This window comes from Streptomyces sp. WM4235, assembly GCF_001279725.1.
GTDB lineage: Bacteria > Actinomycetota > Actinomycetes > Streptomycetales > Streptomycetaceae > Streptomyces.
This window is the reverse complement of sequence record NZ_LGDE01000438.1, coordinates 1-16,217: the sequence shown is the minus strand read 5'-3', so window position 1 is coordinate 16,217 and position 16,217 is coordinate 1. Positions and strand designations below refer to the sequence as shown.

Here is a 16,217-nt window from a genome sequence, read left to right as displayed (position 1 = left end):
GTCTCACCCCACGAGATCGGCGTACAGGATGATGTTGTCGGGGCGGTGGCCGTCGGTGATCTCGCCTCCGCAGGTGACGACGCGCAGCTCCGGGCGGGTGGTGTTCCCGTACACCTTGGCGGTGGGGAAGCTCTTCTTGTCGACCTGTTCCAACTCGCGCACCCGGAAGACGGCGGAGCCGCCGTCCGCGCGGGACACGGTGATCTCGTCGCCGGCGTGGACCTTGGAGACGTCCTTGAGCACGGCCGGGCCGCGCGCGGTGTCGAAGTGGCCGATCAGCACGGCGGGACCGGTCTGACCCGGGGTGACGCCCTTGGTGTACCAGCCGATCTTGTCCCCGTCGGCGACGGAGGGCACCTGGACGGTGCCGTCGCGCTCCAGCCCCAGGCGGAGCACGGGGGAGGTGTCGACACCGGCCGCGGGGATCCGTACCCGGACGGGCTCCGAGGCGGGCAGCGGCGCGGCGGCCGCCGGCGCGGCGGACGTCGTCGAGGCGTCCCGCGCGGGCGTCGCCGCGATGTGCGGCGGCGGTGCGGCGGCCGCTCCGGCGGGGCGTGCGGAAGCGCCGCAGCCGGTCAGGGCGGCCAGGGCGACGGGCGCGAGGAGGGCGGCGGCGAGCAGGGGGCGGACGCGATGGGCCATGGAGGTGCTCCGGGAACGGGCCGGTGTGGCGCGGGCGGGAAGGGAACGCCGTCCGGCGGGCCACCGTGAAGGTGACCCGCCGGACGGCGTGTGTGACGAGGGGATCGGCGGCGATCAGGCGCGGCCGCGGGAACGGCGGGAGAGGTGCATCGCCGCCGCGCCGAGCGCGGCGAAGATCGCCACGAGGCCGGCGCCGGCCTCGACGGTGCTGCTGTCGTCCGTGTCCGCGGTGGAGATCTCCGCGCCCGCGGCGACCGCGCCCCGGGGGACGACCGCCGTCTGCGCCTTCACGTCGGTCTTCGCGGTGACGCCCGCTGCGGCCGAGGGCTTCGCGGAGGACACGACGGTCGGCTTGGCGGAGGGCTTCGCGGAAGCGGCGGTCGAGGGCTTGGCGGAGGGCTTGGCGGAGGGCTTCGCGGAGGGCTCGGCCGACGGCTTCGTGGACGGCTCGGTGGACGGCTTGCCCTTCGGCAGCGGGTGGCTGCTCGTGCCCGCCGGCCCGCGGACGGTCAGCGAGGGGGCCGCGGTGTCCGCCTTGACCAGCGTGAACGTGGACCCGTCGATCGTGGCGGCGGTGTGCGTGCGGTTCAGCACCTCGTACACGTGGCCCGCCCAGCCGTCCGAGGGCTTCCAGTCCGGGCCGACGGCGCGCAGCCACACCTCGGGGCCCTCGGACTCGTTCCGCAGCACCGCCAGCACGCCGTCGGCCACGAGGACCAGCTCCCCGGCGTAGCGGTCGCTGCCCGACGTGGTCCCGGACACCGCGGTGACGGCCTGGGGAGCGGGCGCGGCGAACGCGCCGGCGGCGGGAGCGAGGAGCGCGCCGGCGAGGGCGGCGGTGACGAGCGAGGTGCGGAGGGCGGTACGCATAACGACTCCTGAAGCGTGGGTGAGGAAAGTGGAGGAGAGTCGCATGCCGCGTTGAGTCTGGTCGGTCTGGTTCACCGGGTCAGGTGTGGCGGGCTGCTGAAGAGAAATCTATGGATCTTCTGCGGTCGGACGATCCTGTTCCTGTCACCGGATCGTCACGACGCGCGGTCGTTCGGCGGCCGCATGCGTTTTCGGTTGATTCGGGGGAGGGGGGTGACAGGTCGCTACGCGCGTAGATATGCTCATGTGGTGACCATGCCCACCACCCTCACCGCATTCGCTGACGTGACGACGTCCGACAGCGCGCTGCGCCGCTTCCTGCACGGGCTGCCCGGCGTAGACGCAGTCGGACTGGAGGCCCGCGCGGCCTCCCTCGGCACCCGCTCGATCAAGACGACGGCCAAGGCCTATGCCATCGACCTGGCCATCTCGATGATCGACCTGACGACGCTCGAGGGTGCGGACACCCCGGGCAAGGTCCGGGCGCTGTCCAACAAGGCCGTCCACCCCGATCCGACCGACCGTACGACGCCCATGACCGCCGCGGTCTGCGTCTATCCCGACATGGTGGCCACCGCCAAGGCGGCGCTGAACGGCGCCGACGTCAAGGTGGCGTCCGTCGCCACGGCGTTCCCCGCCGGCCGTGCCGCCCTGCCCGTGAAGCTCGCGGACACGGCCGACGCCGTCGCCGCCGGCGCCGACGAGATCGACATGGTCATCGACCGTGGCGCCTTCCTCGCCGGCCGCTACCTGGACACGTACGAGCTGATCCGCTCCGTCAAGGAGGCCTGCGTCCGCCCCGACGGCACCGCCGCGCGCCTCAAGGTCATCTTCGAGACCGGTGAGCTGTCGACGTACGACAACATCCGTCGGGCCTCCTGGATCGGCATGATGGCCGGCGCCGACTTCATCAAGACGTCCACCGGCAAGGTCGGGGTGAACGCCACCCCCGCCAACACCCTGCTCATGCTCGAAGCCGTCCGCGACTTCAAGGCGCAGACCGGGATCCAGATCGGCGTGAAGCCGGCCGGCGGCATCCGCACGACCAAGGACGCGATCAAGTTCCTGGTCCTGGTCAACGAGACCGCGGGCGAGGACTGGCTGAGCAACCACTGGTTCCGCTTCGGCGCCTCCAGCCTGCTCAACGACCTGCTGATGCAGCGCCAGAAGCTGAGCACCGGCCGTTACTCCGGTCCCGACTACGTGACGGTGGACTGATCACCATGGCATCCCTTTTCGAGTACGCACCCGCCCCCGAGTCCCGCTCGGTCGTCGACATCGCCCCGTCCTACGGGCTCTTCATCGACGGCGAGTTCACCGAGGCCGCCGACGGCAAGGTCTTCAAGACCGTCTCGCCGTCCTCCGAGGAGGTCCTGGCCGAGGTGGCCCAGGCCGGCGCCGCCGACGTGGACCGCGCCGTCAAGGCCGCCCGCAAGGCCTTCGAGAAGTGGTCCGCGCTGCCCGGCTCCGAGCGCGCCAAGTACCTCTTCCGCATCGCCCGGATCATCCAGGAGCGCAGCCGCGAGCTGGCCGTCCTGGAGACCCTGGACAACGGCAAGCCGATCCGGGAGACCCGCGACGCGGACCTCCCGCTGGTCGCCGCGCACTTCTTCTACTACGCGGGCTGGGCCGACAAGCTCGACCACGCCGGCTACGGCGCGAACCCGCGCCCCCTCGGCGTGGCCGGCCAGGTCATCCCGTGGAACTTCCCGCTGCTGATGCTCGCCTGGAAGATCGCCCCGGCGCTCGCCACCGGCAACACGGTCGTGCTGAAGCCCGCCGAGACCACCCCGCTGTCCGCGCTCTTCTTCGCGGACATCTGCCGCCAGGCGGGCCTGCCCAAGGGTGTCGTCAACATCCTCACCGGGTACGGCGACGCGGGTGCGGCCCTCGTCGAGCACCCGGACGTCAACAAGGTCGCCTTCACCGGCTCGACCGCGGTCGGCAAGAAGATCGCCCGCCACGTCGCCGGCACCGACAAGAAGGTCACCCTGGAGCTGGGCGGCAAGGGCGCCAACATCGTCTTCGACGACGCCCCGATCGACCAGGCCGTCGAGGGCATCGTCACCGGCATCTTCTTCAACCAGGGCCAGGTCTGCTGCGCGGGCTCGCGCCTGCTGGTCCAGGAGTCGATCCACGACGAGCTGCTGGACTCGCTCAAGCGCCGCCTCTCCTCGCTGCGCCTGGGCGACCCTCTCGACAAGAACACCGACATCGGCGCGATCAACTCCGCCGAGCAGCTCGCCCGGATCACCGCGCTCGCCGAGACCGGCGAGGCCGAGGGCGCCGAGCGCTGGTCCCCGGCCTGCGAACTCCCGTCCGCCGGCTACTGGTTCGCCCCGACGCTCTTCACGAACGTCACCCAGGCGCACACCGTCGCCCGCGACGAGATCTTCGGCCCGGTGCTGTCCGTGCTGACGTTCCGTACGCCCGACGAGGCCGTCGCCAAGGCCAACAACACCCAGTACGGCCTGTCCGCCGGCATCTGGACGGAGAAGGGTTCGCGGATCCTCGCGGTCGCCAACAAGCTCCGCGCGGGCGTCGTCTGGGCCAACACGTTCAACAAGTTCGACCCGACCTCGCCCTTCGGCGGCTACAAGGAGTCGGGCTTCGGGCGCGAAGGCGGCCGTCACGGCCTGGAGGGCTACCTCGATGTCTGAGCAGCAGAACCGCCTCAGTGTCTTCAAGACCTACAAGCTGTACGTCGGGGGGAAGTTCCCCCGCTCCGAGAGCGGCCGGGTGTACGAAGTGACCGACTCCAAGGGCAAGTGGCTGGCCAACGCACCGTTGTCCTCCCGCAAGGACGCCCGTGACGCGGTCGTCGCCGCCCGCAAGGCCTTCGGCGGCTGGGCCGGCGCGACCGCGTACAACCGCGGCCAGGTCCTCTACCGCGTCGCCGAGATGCTGGAGGGCCGCCGCGAGCAGTTCGTCCGCGAGGTCGGCGAGGCCGAGGGGCTGTCGAAGTCGAAGGCCGCGGCCGTCGTGGACGCGGCGATCGACCGCTGGGTCTGGTACGCGGGCTGGACAGACAAGATCGGCCAGGTCGTGGGCGGGGCCAACCCGGTCGCGGGCCCGTTCTTCAACTTGTCCACCCCGGAGCCGACCGGTGTGGTCACGGTCGTCGCCCCGCAGGACTCATCGTTCCTGGGCCTGATCTCCGTGATCGCCCCGGTGATCGCCACGGGCAACACCGCGGTCGTCATCGCGAGCGAGAAGTCCCCGCTGCCCGCGCTGTCCCTGGGCGAGGTGCTGGCCACCTCCGACCTGCCCGGCGGCGTGGTCAACATCCTGTCCGGCAAGGCCGGCGAGATGGGCCCGCACCTGGCGTCCCACCAGGACGTCAACGCCATCGACCTGGCGGGCGCCGACGTGGCGCTGGCCAAGGAGCTGGAGATCGCGGCGGCCGACAACCTCAAGCGCGTGCTGCGTCCACAGCCTGTGGACGACTGGACGGCCGACCCGGGCACCTCCCGCCTGACGGCGTTCCTGGAGACCAAGACGGTCTGGCACCCCACGGGTTCGCTCGGCTCGGGCGGCTCGTCCTACTAGCCCGCCCTCGGACCGGCCCCGGCAGCGACCCCCGTGCTGCCGGGGCCTTCCCGTACCCGCGCGCCTACTTGCCCGCCGCCGGGAGCAGCGGCCCGAGCAGCGAGGACGCCGCCGCGGTGGGGAGTTCACCGACCGAGGGGCCCTGGGTCAGCACTCCGGTGACCATGCCCGTGCCGACCGACGGGAAGTCCGCGATCTTGGTGGCCACGCCGTTGTCGAGCGGGTCCACGCCGGTGTGGGCGAGCGGGTTCACCTTGAGGTTGGAGATCGGGTCGGCGACGCCCGCCAGGGCCGCCGGTACCGAGAGTTCGCCGGCCTGTGCGCCCCCCGCCGCCATCGCCAGGGCCGCGCCGGCCATGGTCAGGGTGAGGCCCGCGCCGCGAAGGGCGCGAGTGCCGGCGCCGTTGCCGGGGGCTGCGTGACGTGCCATGAGGATCCCGCCTGTGGTCGTAGTCGCGTGCGCACGCAGCGTAGTGGAGGTGCGGGTGTCGACACCAACCGGCCGCGCGGGTGTGAGAGTGCTCGCAGGGCACGTCGCCGATGTATCGATACCGCGGGTCATGGTTCACACTGGTGTCCCGTGAGCTGTTCCTCTCCTCTGCCAACGCGTGTCGTGCTGCTGACCGGACCCTCGGGCTCCGGCAAGTCCTCGCTCGCGGCCCGCTCCGGGTTGCCCGTGCTGCGCCTGGACGACTTCTACAAGGAGGCGGACGACCCGACCCTCCCCCTGGTCGAGGGCAGCTCCGACATCGACTGGGACTCCCCGCTGTCGTGGGACGCGCGGGAGGCGGTCGCCGCCATCACCCGGCTCTGCGCGGTGGGCCGGACCGAGGTCCCGACGTACTCCATCGCCACCTCCTCGCGGACCGGGACCGAGACCCTGGACATAGCGCGGACCCCCCTGTTCATCGCCGAGGGCATCTTCGCGGCGGACATCGTGGCGCGCTGCCAGGAACTGGGGCTGCTCGCCGACGCGATCTGCCTGCGCGGGCGACCCTCGACGACCTTCCGGCGGCGCCTCGCCCGGGACCTGCGCGAAGGCCGCAAGTCCCTGCCGTTCCTGCTGCGCAGGGGCTGGCGGTTGATGCGGGCCGAGCGGGGCATCGTCGCCCGGCACACCGCTCTCGGCGCCCATGCCTGCGGCCGCGACGAGGCGTTGGGCAGGCTGGCTGCCTGCGCCGCCGGCCGCCACCGCGCCGCCGCCCCGGCGTAACCCCCGCCCGACTCGGGCACCCGTACACGCGCATGCGAAAAGGCGGGATCACGCGGACCCCCGGCCGCTTGATCCCGCCTTCTCTCCCCCCGCGACCCCCGCCCCACCCCCGCAGGACGGGCCCCCCGGCCCCGTGGTCCAACCCCCGTTGGTCTCTGTCAGGCGACGAGCTCGCCGAACGAGTCCGACTCGTCGCGGCCGAAGCTCAGCGCCTCGTCGTCCCGCAGGCGCCGCAGCGACCGCCAGATGCTCGACTTCACCGTGCCGACGCTGATGCCCAGGATCTCCGCGATCTCCGGGTCCGTGCGGCCCTCGTAGTACCGCAACACCAGCATCGTGCGCTGCGGCTCCGGGATGCGGGTCAAGGCCTGCCACAGCACCGTGCGCAGCTCCGTGCCGCGCATCGCGTCCGTGTCGGAGGCCGTCTCCGGCAGTTCCTCGGTCGGGTACTCGTTCAGCTTCCGCCGACGCCAGGCGCTGATGTGCAGGTTCGTCATCGTGCGCCGCAGGTAACCGCCGACGGCGGCCTTGTCGCTGATCCGGTCCCAGGCGCGGTAGGTGGAGAACAACGCGCTCTGGAGCAGGTCCTCGGCCTCGTGGCGGTCGCCGGTGAGGTGGAAGGCCGTCGCGTAGAGGGCGGCCCGCCGCTCCTGGACGTACGCCGTGAACTCGGCCTCCGAGGAGGACGGGATCCGTGCGGCGGGAACCGCCTGGTACGTGTTCGCGTCGATGGCTACAGGGTGCGTCGGTCGCTGACGGGCGACCGTCGCCGTACGGACACCCGCCCGGCGGTTCACATCGTGCAGCCGCGTGACAACCGCGCTGGTCGTGGTGCTGTGCAGCGTGTTCATCTCGCGCCCCCCGTCGTGGAGTCTGCTTCGGTCCGTTCGTTGGTATGAAGACTGCCCGGCGGAGATAACCGGGTTGTCCTTCGACTGTCACAGGCCTGTCACAGGGACCTGTGAGCGATCTCCACCTCAGGACTGTCGAAGTCCCAACGGCTGATGGGACAGAATGAGCCCGTGCCTTTCCTGTTGCTGATCGAGGACGACGACGCCATCCGCACGGCCCTCGAACTTTCCCTGTCACGCCAGGGCCACCGTGTGGCCACCGCGGCGACGGGCGAGGACGGCCTGAAACTGCTGCGCGAGCAGCGGCCGGACCTGATCGTGCTGGATGTGATGCTGCCCGGGATCGACGGCTTCGAGGTGTGCCGGCGGATCCGCCGCACCGACCAGCTGCCGATCATCCTGCTCACCGCCCGCAGCGACGACATCGACGTCGTGGTGGGCCTGGAGTCGGGTGCCGACGACTACGTGGTCAAGCCCGTCCAGGGCCGGGTGCTCGACGCCCGCATCCGGGCCGTGTTGCGCCGCGGCGAGCGGGAGGCGAGCGACTCCGCGGTCTTCGGGTCCCTGGTCATCGACCGGGCGGCGATGACGGTGACGAAGAACGGCGAGGACCTCCAGCTGACGCCGACCGAACTGCGCCTGCTGCTGGAACTCAGCCGCCGGCCCGGTCAGGCCCTGTCCCGGCAGCAGTTGCTGCGGCTGGTCTGGGAGCACGACTACCTCGGTGACTCGCGCCTCGTCGACGCCTGCGTACAGCGGTTGCGCGCCAAGGTGGAGGAAGTGCCGTCCTCACCCACGCTGATCCGTACCGTTCGGGGCGTCGGCTACCGGTTGGATTCCCCGCAGTGATCAGAGCCCTGTTCGCGGGCCGGCGCTGGACCAGCCTGCGGCTGCGGCTCCTCATGGTGTTCTCGCTGGTGGCGCTGACGGCCGCCGTCTCCGCCTCCGGCATCGCGTACTGGCTGAACCGCGAGGCGGTGCTCACCCGCACCCAGGACGCGGCGCTCGGGGACTTCCGCCAGGAGATGCAGAACCGTGCCGCCGCGCTGCCCGGCGATCCGACGCCCGCCGAGATGCAGCGCACCGCCGAGTTGATGGCGGGGAGCAGCCCCGGTTACAGCGTGCTGCTGGTGGACGAACGCAAGGACGGCCGCAAGGTGTTCGGCGCCGCGGGCCCGGACACCTTCGGGCTGGACGACGTGCCGAAGTCCCTGCAGAACGCGGTGAACGACCGGCAGAAGGCGACGGCCGCCAACGACGCCGACTACCACATGTACTGGCAGCGCACGAAGCCGCGCGGCAACCCGTACCTGGTCGGCGGGACGCGGATCGTGGGCGGCGGCCCGACGGGCTACATGTACAAGTCGCTGGCGCAGGAGCGGGACGACCTGAACGCGCTGGGCTGGTCGCTGACGATCGCGACGGGACTGGCGTTGCTGTGCTCCGCGCTGCTCGCCCAGGCCGCGGCGCGCACCGTGCTGAGGCCCGTGCAGCGGCTGGGGGACGCGGCGCGACGGCTGGGCGAAGGGGAGTTGGACCACCGGCTGGACGTGTCGGGGACCGACGAACTCGCCGACCTGGCGCACACCTTCAACAAGACGGCGGAGGCGCTGGAGAAGAAGGTGGCGGACATGAGCGCGCGGGAGGAGTCCAGCCGGCGGTTCGTCGCGGACATGTCCCACGAGCTGCGTACGCCGCTGACGGCGCTGACGGCGGTCGCGGAGGTGCTGGAGGAGGAGGTCGACGACCTCGATCCGATGATCGCGCCGGCGGTGGCCCTGGTGGTCAGCGAGACCCGGCGGCTCAACGTGCTGGTCGAGAACCTGATGGAGGTCACCCGCTTCGACGCGGGGACGGCCCGCCTGGTGCTGGACGACGTGAACGTCGCCGACCAGGTCACGGCGTGCATCGACGCCCGGGCCTGGCTCGACGCCGTCGAACTCGACGCGGAGCGCGGGATCGTGGCGCGACTCGACCCGCGGCGTCTCGACGTGATCCTGGCCAACCTGATCGGCAACGCGCTCAAGCACGGCGGTTCGCCGGTGCGGGTGTCGCTGGCCGTCGACGGGGAGTGGCTGGTGATCGTGGTCAAGGACAACGGGCCGGGCATTCCCGAAGAGGTCCTCCCGCACGTCTTCGACCGCTTCTACAAGGCGAGCGCCTCCCGTCCCAAGTCCGACGGCAGTGGATTGGGCCTGTCGATCGCGATGGAGAACGCGCACATTCACGGCGGCGACATCAGCGCCGCCAACGGGGCCGACGGCGGGGCGCAGTTCACGCTGCGGCTGCCGGTGGACGTGGGGAAGGCGGTCATCCGTGACGCGGACGCGTAGGGCCCTCGCGGGCATCGCCCTCGGCGTGTTGCTGACCGGCGCCTGCGGGTGCGGGATCCGGGCCACGACCGTACCCGTGGACGTCGGGGCCGCGCCCTCGCGGGTGTCCTGCGACACCCCCGAGCAGGCGGGCGGCCAGAGCGGGGTACAGGGGTTCCGCGCCACGGTGGCGCTGGTGTGCGGATCGCAGCTGGTCAACGTCGAGCGGGTGATCCCGGTGCCCGAGAAGCGGCCGGTACGCGACCCGCTGGTCCTGGCCGCGCAGGCGCTCCTGGAGGCGCTGGAGAAGGAACCGTCGGCGGCGGAACGGGACGCCGGTTTCACGACCGGGGTACCGGAGGGGCTCCAGGTGGCGGCGGCGCGCGCGGGCGACCCGACCGGCACGGTGCGGTTGAGCCGCAAGCCGGAGGACCTGCCGCCGGTGGCGCTGTCCCAGCTGGTGTGCACGCTGGCCGACAGCGACGCGGTGTCGGCGGGGCCCGGCCCGGTGGTGCTGGGCGGCCCGGACGCGGATCCGCCGCGCGCCTGGGAGTGCGGCGAGGCCGTGCGCTCCCGCCCGGAGTCGGTGGCGACCCTGGGGGACGTGGTCCGCCCGTCGACGACGCCGAAGGCGTCCCCGACCCCGTAGGCACCGGCCCGGCCCGGACGACACGACGGCCCCCGGAGCGGAAGCTCCGGGGGCCGTGCCGTGCGAGGGGCGAGAGGGGCTAGATACCCGCCGCCACCGAGAAGTCCTTCTTGATCGCGTCCAGGATCTCCTGCCCGCGGACGCGGGCCGGGGCCAGGTCGGAGGCTTCCGCCACCGGGACCACGACCTCCAGGTAGCACTTCAGCTTCGGCTCCGTGCCCGACGGGCGGACGATCACCCGGGCCTTGTGGTCACCGTCGAGGTGGTACCGCAGGCCGTCCGTCGGCGGGAGGGACTCCGTGCCCCGGCTCAGGTCCTCCGCGGTGACGACGCGCAGGCCCGCCAGGGACGTCGGCGGCTCCGCGCGCAGCCGCGCCATCGCCGAGGCGATGACCGACAGGTCCGAGACGCGGACCGACAACTGGTCGGTGGCGTGCAGGCCGTGGGCCAGCGCCAGATCGTCCAGCAGGTCGGACAGGGTGCGACCCTGCTCCTTGAGCTCCGAGGCCAGCTCCGCCACCAGCAGGGCGGCGGTGACGCCGTCCTTGTCGCGGACGCCCTCGGGGTCCACGCAGTAGCCGAGCGCCTCCTCGTAGCCGTAGCGCAGACCCTCCACGCGGGCGATCCACTTGAAGCCCGTCAGGGTCTCCTCGTAACCGACGCCCGCCGCCTCCGCGATCCGGCCCAGCAGGCTGGACGAGACGATCGACTCGGCGAAGACGCCCCGGGCGCCCTTGTGGACGAGGTGGGCCGCCAGCAGCGCGCCGACCTCGTCGCCGCGCAGCATCCGCCAGCCGCCGTCGTCGGTGGGGACGGCCACCGCGAGGCGGTCCGCGTCGGGGTCGTTCGCGATCACGATGTCCGGGTTCGCCTCGGCGGCCGTCGCGAAGGACAGGTCCATCGCGCCGGGCTCCTCCGGGTTCGGGAAGGCGACCGTCGGGAAGGCCGGGTCCGGCTCCGCCTGCTCGGCGACGAGCACCGGCGTCGGGAAGCCGTGCCGGGCGAAGGCCGCCAGCACGACGTCCTTGCCGACACCGTGCATGGCCGTGTAGACGGTCCGCACGCCCCGCGGGGAGCCGGGGGTCAGGACCTCGTCCGTACGGGCCAGGTAGGCCTCCAGGACCTCGTCGCCGAGGTCCTCCCAGCCGGACTCCGGACGCGGGACGTCCGCGAGCGCGGCGATCGCGTCGATCTCCGCGGCGATCCCGGTGTCCGCCGGGGAGACGATCTGGGAGCCGTCGCCGAGGTAGACCTTGTAGCCGTTGTCCCGCGGGGGGTTGTGGCTCGCGGTCACCTCGACGCCGGCGACGGCGCCCAGGTGCCGTATGGCGAAGGCGAGGACGGGCGTCGGCAGCGGACGCGGCAGGACGGCCGCGCGCAGCCCGGCGCCGACCATGACGGCGGCGGTGTCGCGGGCGAAGTCCGCGGACTTGTACCGCGCGTCGTAGCCGACGACGACCAGGCCGCCGTCGTGGCCCTGAGCCTTCAGGTAGGCCGCCAGGCCCGCCGCGGCCCGGATGACCACGTTGCGGTTCATCCGCATCGGACCCGCGCCCAGCTCACCGCGCAGTCCGGCGGTGCCGAACTGGAGCATGCCGGAGAAACGGTCCGCGAGCTCCGCGGTGTCCCCGGCCTCGACGAGCGCGCGCAGCTCGGCCGCGGTCTCCGGGTCCGGGTCCTCCGCCAGCCAGGCCCGCGCCCGGGTGATCAGGTCGTCCTGTTCCTGCACTACTTCCGCCTTACCTCTCGTACGGTGCCGGTGGCTGTCCCCGCTCAGATGCGGGCGAGGACCTGGGTCAGCAGCTTGCCCATGCGCGCGGCCGAGTCACGACCGGCCTGGAGCACCTCTTCGTGGTTGAGGGGCTCGCCGGAGATGCCCGCCGCCAGGTTGGTGACCAGGGAGATCCCGAGCACCTCGGCGCCGGCCTCACGGGCTGCGATGGCCTCCAGCACGGTGGACATGCCGACCAGGTCGGCACCCATGACGCGGATCATGTTGATCTCGGCCGGGGTCTCGTAGTGCGGGCCGGGGAACTGGACGTAGACGCCCTCTTCGAGGGTCTCGTCGATCTCCTTGCACATCGCGCGCAGGCGAGGCGAGTAGAGGTCGGTGAGGTCCACGAAGTTGGCGCCGACGATCGGCGAGGTCGCGGTGAGGTTCAGGTGGTCGCTGATCAGGACGGGCTGGCCGGGCTTCATGCCCTCGCGCAGACCGCCACAGCCGTTGGTCAGGACGACGGTCTTGCAACCGGCGGCGACGGCGGTACGGACGCCGTGGGCGACGGCGGCGACGCCGCGGCCCTCGTAGTAGTGGGTCCGGCCGAGGAAGAGCAGCGCGCGCTTGTCGCCGATCTTGTACGAGCGGATCTTGCCGCCGTGGCCCTCGACCGCGGGCGGCGGGAAGCCGGGCAGCTCGGTGACGGGGAATTCGGCCTCGGGCGCACCGAGCGCCTCTGCGGCGGGGGCCCAGCCGGAGCCCATGACGAGGGCGACATCGTGGGATTCGGCGCCGGTCAGCTCACGCAGGCGGGCGGCTGCGGCGGTGGCGTCGGCGAAGGGGTCGGTAACAGATGCGTTCACCGGACGAGCGTAACCGCTGATGGCCTACGCGCGTAGATGGCGCAGCTCACGGTGTTCGGATCGTTGCTTTGTCGTTTCCGCCGAATCGTCCCGAAGCCGGTGGGCGTCAGCAGGGACGCTTGCGGAGTTCCATCACGTAGTCGTGCGGGGCGCCCGCGGATTCGGCGGCGTCGGCGATCTCGCCGAGGTAGCGCGCGGAGGGCAGACCGCCCTCGTAACCGTTCAGGACGTAGATCCAGGCGGCTTCCTCGCCGTCCAGGGTGTGCACCCGCACGCGCATCCGGCGGTAGATGTCGAGCCCGACGCCCTCCCAGCGGTCCAGGGAGTCCTCGTCCAGCGGGGCCACGTCGTACAGCGCGACGAAGACCTGGTGACGCGGGGCCTCGACGACCGTGACCAGTGCGCCCTCCCAGCCCATCTGCTCGCCGCCGAAGGTCAGCCGCCAGTCGTTGATCCAGCCCGTGCCGCGCAGCGGCGAATGGGGAGCGCGGCGCGTCATCAGCCGCGGGTCGAGGTTGCCGGCGTACGCGGCGTAGAGCGACATGTGGTCGAGGGTACGGGAGGGGCGGGGATCGACGCGTGCCCGGATGGCGGGACCGGGCGTGAAGCACCTTGATGCGTGCGGGACAATGGGGCACGGAATGCATCCCCCGGGGAGACCCCCGGAACCCCCGGCCGGGGGCGGCACCGGCCGGGTAGACGTGAGGCGGAGTTTTCGTGACCCGGATCGTGATCATCGGCGGCGGACCCGGCGGATATGAGGCGGCCCTCGTGGGCGCCCAGCTCGGCGCGGAGGTGACCGTCGTCGACTGCGATGGTCTGGGCGGTGCGTCGGTGCTCACCGACTGCGTGCCATCGAAGACCCTCATCGCGACCGCCGAGGTCATGACGACCTTCGATTCCTCGTACGAGGAGCTGGGGATCGTCGTCGCGGACGACACCCCGCACATCGAGCAGGCCGCGCGCGTCGTCGGCGTCGACCTCGGCAAGGTCAACCGACGCGTCAAGCGCCTCGCGCTGGCCCAGTCCCACGACATCACCGCCTCCGTCACCCGCGCCGGCGCCCGTGTCATGCGCGGCCGCGCCAAGCTCGGCGGCCCCCAGGGCATCGACGGCACCCGGGACGTGATCGTCACCGCGGCCGACGGCACGGAGACGATCCTCACCACCGACGCCGTGCTCATCGCGACCGGCGGCACCCCCCGGGAGATCCCGGACGCGATGCCCGACGGCGAGCGGATCCTGAACTGGACCCAGGTCTACGACCTGGAGGAGCTCCCCGAGGAACTCATCGTGGTCGGCTCGGGCGTCACCGGCGCGGAGTTCGCCGGCGCGTACCAGGCGCTCGGCTCCCGGGTGACCCTGGTGTCCTCGCGCGACCGGGTGCTGCCGGGCGAGGACCCCGACGCGGCCGCCGTCCTGGAGGACGTGTTCCGGCGCCGCGGCATGAACGTCATCGGCCGCTCCCGCGCCGAGTCCGCCAAGCGGGTCGGCGACCGGGTCGAGGTCACGCTGTCCGACGGGCGCGTCATCACCGGCACCCACTGCCTGATGGCGGTCGGCGCGATCCCGAACACCGCGAACATGAACCTGGAGGAGTCCGGGGTCCGCCTCAAGGAGTCCGGGCACATCTGGACCGACAAGGTCTCCCGCACCTCCTCGCCGGGCGTCTACGCCGCCGGTGACGTGACCGGGATCTTCGCGCTCGCCTCCGTCGCCGCCATGCAGGGCCGCATCGCGATGTACCACTTCCTCGGCGACGCGGTGACCCCGCTGAACCTCAAGACGGTCTCCTCGAACGTCTTCACCGACCCCGAGATCGCCACCGTCGGCTACACGCAGGCCGACGTGGACTCCGGGAAGATCGACGCCCGCGTGGTGAAGCTCCCGCTGCTGCGCAACCCGCGCGCCAAGATGCAGGGCATCCGGGACGGTTTCGTGAAGCTGCTCTGCCGCCCGGGCACCGGCATCGTCGTCGGTGGCGTGGTCGTCGCGCCGCGCGCGAGCGAACTGATCCACCCGATCTCGATCGCCGTCGACAACAACCTGACGGTCGAGCAGATCGCAAACACGTTCACCGTGTACCCCTCGCTGTCCGGTTCGATCGCGGAGGCGGCACGCCAGTTGCACAACCGGAAGGCCGCCGGCGAGGCGTAGGCACCGTCAAGCGCCTTTGTCCACAGGGAGGTTGGGGCGGCAGGGAGTGGTGTGGCGGACTGTTCACGAAACTGTCCGACCGCGTATACCACTAGTCGCCCCACCTTACGGACAACTTCGGTATTCCGGCGTAAAGAGCTGAAAGCAGACGGTCGTTGGGGTTACTGTCAGTTTCGTGTTCGCTGCAGAACGTCGCCAATTGATCCTCGAAATGGTGCGGGCCAACGGAGCGGTATCGCTTCGTGAGCTCGCCCGCGTCGTCCAGACCTCCGAAGTGACCGTACGGCGGGACGTGCGGGCACTGGAGGCAGAAGGACTCCTCGACCGCCGGCACGGCGGTGCGGTCTTGCCGGGCGGATTCACGCGAGAGTCCGGCTTTCCGCAAAAGTCCCATCTCGCGACGGCGGAGAAGACCGCCATTGCCGATGTCGCGGCCGGCCTCGTCGAAGAGGGCGAAGCCATCGTCGTCGGCGCCGGTACCACGACCCAGGAGCTGGCCCGCCGGCTCGCCCGGGTGCCCGGACTGACCGTCGTCACCAACTCGCTGCTCGTCGCCCAGGCGCTGGCCCATGCCAACCGGGTGGAAGTGGTGATGACCGGTGGCACGCTGCGCGGGTCCAACTACGCGCTCGTCGGCAGCGGCGCCGAGCAGTCCCTCCAAGGGCTGCGGGTGTCCCGGGCCTTCCTGTCCGGGAGCGGACTGACCGCCGAGCGCGGGCTCTCCACCTCGAACATGCTCTCCGCGAGCGTGGACCGGGCGCTGGTGCAGGCCGCCGCGGAGGTCGTCGTACTCGCCGACCACACCAAGCTCGGTACGGACACCATGTTCCAGACCGTGCCCACGGACGTGATGACGCGGCTGGTGACCGACGAGCCGCCACCGCACGACGAACGGGCGGGTACGGAACTGCAGGCGCTGGCCGATCAGGGCGTGCAGATCACGGTGGCCGGGGCGGTCGCCTCCGGCGGTGGTGACGGGATGCAGGGGCGTCGGCCCCGGCGGGATTCCCCGCTGCCGGTCCAGCGGCGGGGCGGTCCGACCGCCCAGTTGCGCAGCGCGCCCGCCGGGCTGCTGGAACAGCAGGCCGGGGAGCGGGCGCGGGTCGCGGACATGCGGCGTCGCTAGGCCCTGTCGTCGAGCCCTGCGGCGGAAGGCCCCTGTGGTCGTAGGGCCGGTGGTCGTAGGGCCGGTGGTCGTGGGCCCTGTAGTCGAAAGGCCCCGCCCGGATCACCGGGCGGGGCCTTCGACGTGAGAACGGGACGGTGGTCAGTCCTTGATCTCGCAGATGGTGGCACCGGAGGTGAGGGACGCGCCGACTTCGGCCTTGAGGCCGACGATGGTGCCGGAGCGGTGTGCGTTGAGGGGCTGTTCCATCTTCATGGCCTCGAGAACG

The 16,217-nt window shown here is 71.6% G+C and carries 17 protein-coding genes; 9 read left to right on the top strand and 8 right to left on the bottom strand.

Translation table 11 applies throughout. The annotated features are described in order from the left end of the window. Positions 1 to 3: 3 nt before the first annotated feature. On the bottom strand, positions 4 to 642 hold the full coding sequence (locus ADK55_RS28735; RefSeq protein ID WP_053682721.1) for a class F sortase: 639 nt from the start codon (positions 640 to 642) through the stop codon (positions 4 to 6). Positions 643 to 756: 114 nt separating this feature from the next. After that, on the bottom strand, positions 757 to 1,512 hold the full coding sequence (locus ADK55_RS36965; protein WP_053682720.1) for a hypothetical protein: 756 nt from the start codon (positions 1,510 to 1,512) through the stop codon (positions 757 to 759). A gap of 255 nt (positions 1,513 to 1,767) precedes the next feature. On the opposite strand from ADK55_RS36965, the gene deoC reads away from it, so the two are divergent. From deoC to ADK55_RS28715, 3 genes are read left to right on the top strand one after another with little or no spacing between them, the layout of a single operon-like run. Beyond that, a complete protein-coding gene (gene deoC, locus ADK55_RS28725; RefSeq protein ID WP_107089336.1) occupies positions 1,768 to 2,730 on the top strand; it encodes a deoxyribose-phosphate aldolase in 963 nt (320 codons plus the stop codon). Between the two features lie 5 nt (positions 2,731 to 2,735). Next, entirely contained in the window at positions 2,736 to 4,172 is a 1,437-nt protein-coding gene (locus ADK55_RS28720; protein WP_053682719.1) for an aldehyde dehydrogenase family protein, read from the top strand. Continuing rightward, positions 4,165 to 5,061, top strand: coding sequence for an aldehyde dehydrogenase family protein (locus tag ADK55_RS28715; RefSeq protein WP_053682718.1), 897 nt, complete (start codon positions 4,165 to 4,167; stop codon positions 5,059 to 5,061). Before ADK55_RS28720 ends, ADK55_RS28715 begins: the two co-directional genes overlap by 8 nt. Positions 5,062 to 5,125: 64 nt before the next feature. On the opposite strand, the gene ADK55_RS28710 is transcribed toward ADK55_RS28715, so the two are convergent. Then, a complete protein-coding gene (locus tag ADK55_RS28710) occupies positions 5,126 to 5,491 on the bottom strand; it encodes a hypothetical protein (RefSeq protein WP_053682717.1) in 366 nt (121 codons plus the stop codon). 114 nt (positions 5,492 to 5,605) lie between these two features. On the opposite strand from ADK55_RS28710, the gene ADK55_RS28705 reads away from it, so the two are divergent. After that, a complete protein-coding gene (locus ADK55_RS28705; RefSeq protein ID WP_078999526.1) occupies positions 5,606 to 6,274 on the top strand; it encodes a uridine kinase family protein in 669 nt (222 codons plus the stop codon). Between the two features lie 158 nt (positions 6,275 to 6,432). Here ADK55_RS28705 and ADK55_RS28700 read toward each other — a convergent pair whose 3' ends face one another. Continuing rightward, positions 6,433 to 7,125, bottom strand: a complete 693-nt coding sequence (locus ADK55_RS28700; RefSeq protein ID WP_053682716.1) for a SigE family RNA polymerase sigma factor — start codon at positions 7,123 to 7,125, stop codon at positions 6,433 to 6,435. A 171-nt stretch (positions 7,126 to 7,296) separates the two neighbouring features. Here ADK55_RS28700 and afsQ1 point away from each other — a divergent pair, with 171 nt between their 5' ends. Genes afsQ1 through ADK55_RS28685 form a run of 3 tightly spaced genes read left to right on the top strand, consistent with a single transcriptional unit; the run spans position 7,297 to position 10,086 of the window. Beyond that, the gene (gene afsQ1, locus ADK55_RS28695) at positions 7,297 to 7,974 is read left to right on the top strand and encodes a two-component system response regulator AfsQ1 (protein WP_180291024.1); all 678 of its coding nucleotides are present in this window, start codon (positions 7,297 to 7,299) and stop codon (positions 7,972 to 7,974) included. A gap of 53 nt (positions 7,975 to 8,027) precedes the next feature. After that, on the top strand, positions 8,028 to 9,458 hold the full coding sequence (locus ADK55_RS28690) for a sensor histidine kinase (RefSeq protein ID WP_234350292.1): 1,431 nt from the start codon (positions 8,028 to 8,030) through the stop codon (positions 9,456 to 9,458). Then, entirely contained in the window at positions 9,442 to 10,086 is a 645-nt protein-coding gene (locus tag ADK55_RS28685; RefSeq protein ID WP_053682714.1) for a GerMN domain-containing protein, read from the top strand. The genes ADK55_RS28690 and ADK55_RS28685 overlap by 17 nt, the downstream gene beginning before the upstream one ends. A 79-nt stretch (positions 10,087 to 10,165) precedes the next feature. Here the strand turns inward: ADK55_RS28685 and ADK55_RS28680 are convergent, their stop codons facing one another. The 3 genes from ADK55_RS28680 to ADK55_RS28670 all read right to left on the bottom strand — a co-directional run bounded on the left by ADK55_RS28680 (position 10,166) and on the right by ADK55_RS28670 (position 13,210). Then, on the bottom strand, positions 10,166 to 11,815 hold the full coding sequence (locus ADK55_RS28680) for a phospho-sugar mutase (protein ID WP_053682713.1): 1,650 nt from the start codon (positions 11,813 to 11,815) through the stop codon (positions 10,166 to 10,168). A 44-nt stretch (positions 11,816 to 11,859) separates the two neighbouring features. After that, positions 11,860 to 12,666 (bottom strand): purine-nucleoside phosphorylase, encoded by an 807-nt coding sequence (locus ADK55_RS28675; RefSeq protein WP_053682712.1) that lies wholly within the window; start codon positions 12,664 to 12,666, stop codon positions 11,860 to 11,862. A gap of 106 nt (positions 12,667 to 12,772) precedes the next feature. Then, positions 12,773 to 13,210, bottom strand: a complete 438-nt coding sequence (locus ADK55_RS28670) for a gamma-glutamylcyclotransferase (protein ID WP_053682711.1) — start codon at positions 13,208 to 13,210, stop codon at positions 12,773 to 12,775. Positions 13,211 to 13,383: 173 nt separating this feature from the next. Between ADK55_RS28670 and ADK55_RS28665 the strand changes: the two genes are divergently transcribed. Both ADK55_RS28665 and ADK55_RS28660 read left to right on the top strand, forming a co-directional pair. Continuing rightward, positions 13,384 to 14,823 (top strand): NAD(P)H-quinone dehydrogenase, encoded by a 1,440-nt coding sequence (locus ADK55_RS28665; RefSeq protein ID WP_053682710.1) that lies wholly within the window; start codon positions 13,384 to 13,386, stop codon positions 14,821 to 14,823. Positions 14,824 to 15,034: 211 nt separating this feature from the next. Continuing rightward, positions 15,035 to 15,949 carry a DeoR/GlpR family DNA-binding transcription regulator gene (locus ADK55_RS28660; RefSeq protein ID WP_053682709.1) on the top strand — a complete coding sequence of 305 codons (915 nt, stop codon included), beginning with the start codon at positions 15,035 to 15,037 and terminating at the stop codon, positions 15,947 to 15,949. Between the two features lie 141 nt (positions 15,950 to 16,090). Here ADK55_RS28660 and ADK55_RS36960 read toward each other — a convergent pair. After that, on the bottom strand, positions 16,091 to 16,217 hold a 127-nt coding region (locus ADK55_RS36960; protein ID WP_159041586.1), incomplete at its 5' end, for a biotin/lipoyl-containing protein.

Excerpts from the sequence above, each read along its gene's own strand:
- ADK55_RS28735 (WP_053682721.1), bottom strand. The coding sequence starts at position 642 with ATGGCCCATCGCGTCCGCCCCCTGCTCGCCGCCGCCCTCCTCGCGCCC.
- ADK55_RS28715 (WP_053682718.1), top strand. The coding sequence starts at position 4,165 with ATGTCTGAGCAGCAGAACCGCCTCAGTGTCTTCAAGACCTACAAGCTG.
- ADK55_RS28700 (WP_053682716.1), bottom strand. The coding sequence starts at position 7,125 with ATGAACACGCTGCACAGCACCACGACCAGCGCGGTTGTCACGCGGCTG.
- ADK55_RS28660 (WP_053682709.1), top strand. The coding sequence starts at position 15,035 with ATGGTGCGGGCCAACGGAGCGGTATCGCTTCGTGAGCTCGCCCGCGTC.
- ADK55_RS28710 (WP_053682717.1), bottom strand. The coding sequence starts at position 5,491 with ATGGCACGTCACGCAGCCCCCGGCAACGGCGCCGGCACTCGCGCCCTT.
- ADK55_RS28690 (WP_234350292.1), top strand. The coding sequence starts at position 8,028 with ATGGTGTTCTCGCTGGTGGCGCTGACGGCCGCCGTCTCCGCCTCCGGC.
- ADK55_RS36965 (WP_053682720.1), bottom strand. The coding sequence starts at position 1,512 with ATGCGTACCGCCCTCCGCACCTCGCTCGTCACCGCCGCCCTCGCCGGC.
- ADK55_RS28720 (WP_053682719.1), top strand. The coding sequence starts at position 2,736 with ATGGCATCCCTTTTCGAGTACGCACCCGCCCCCGAGTCCCGCTCGGTC.
- deoC (WP_107089336.1), top strand. The coding sequence starts at position 1,768 with ATGCCCACCACCCTCACCGCATTCGCTGACGTGACGACGTCCGACAGC.
- ADK55_RS28670 (WP_053682711.1), bottom strand. The coding sequence starts at position 13,210 with ATGTCGCTCTACGCCGCGTACGCCGGCAACCTCGACCCGCGGCTGATG.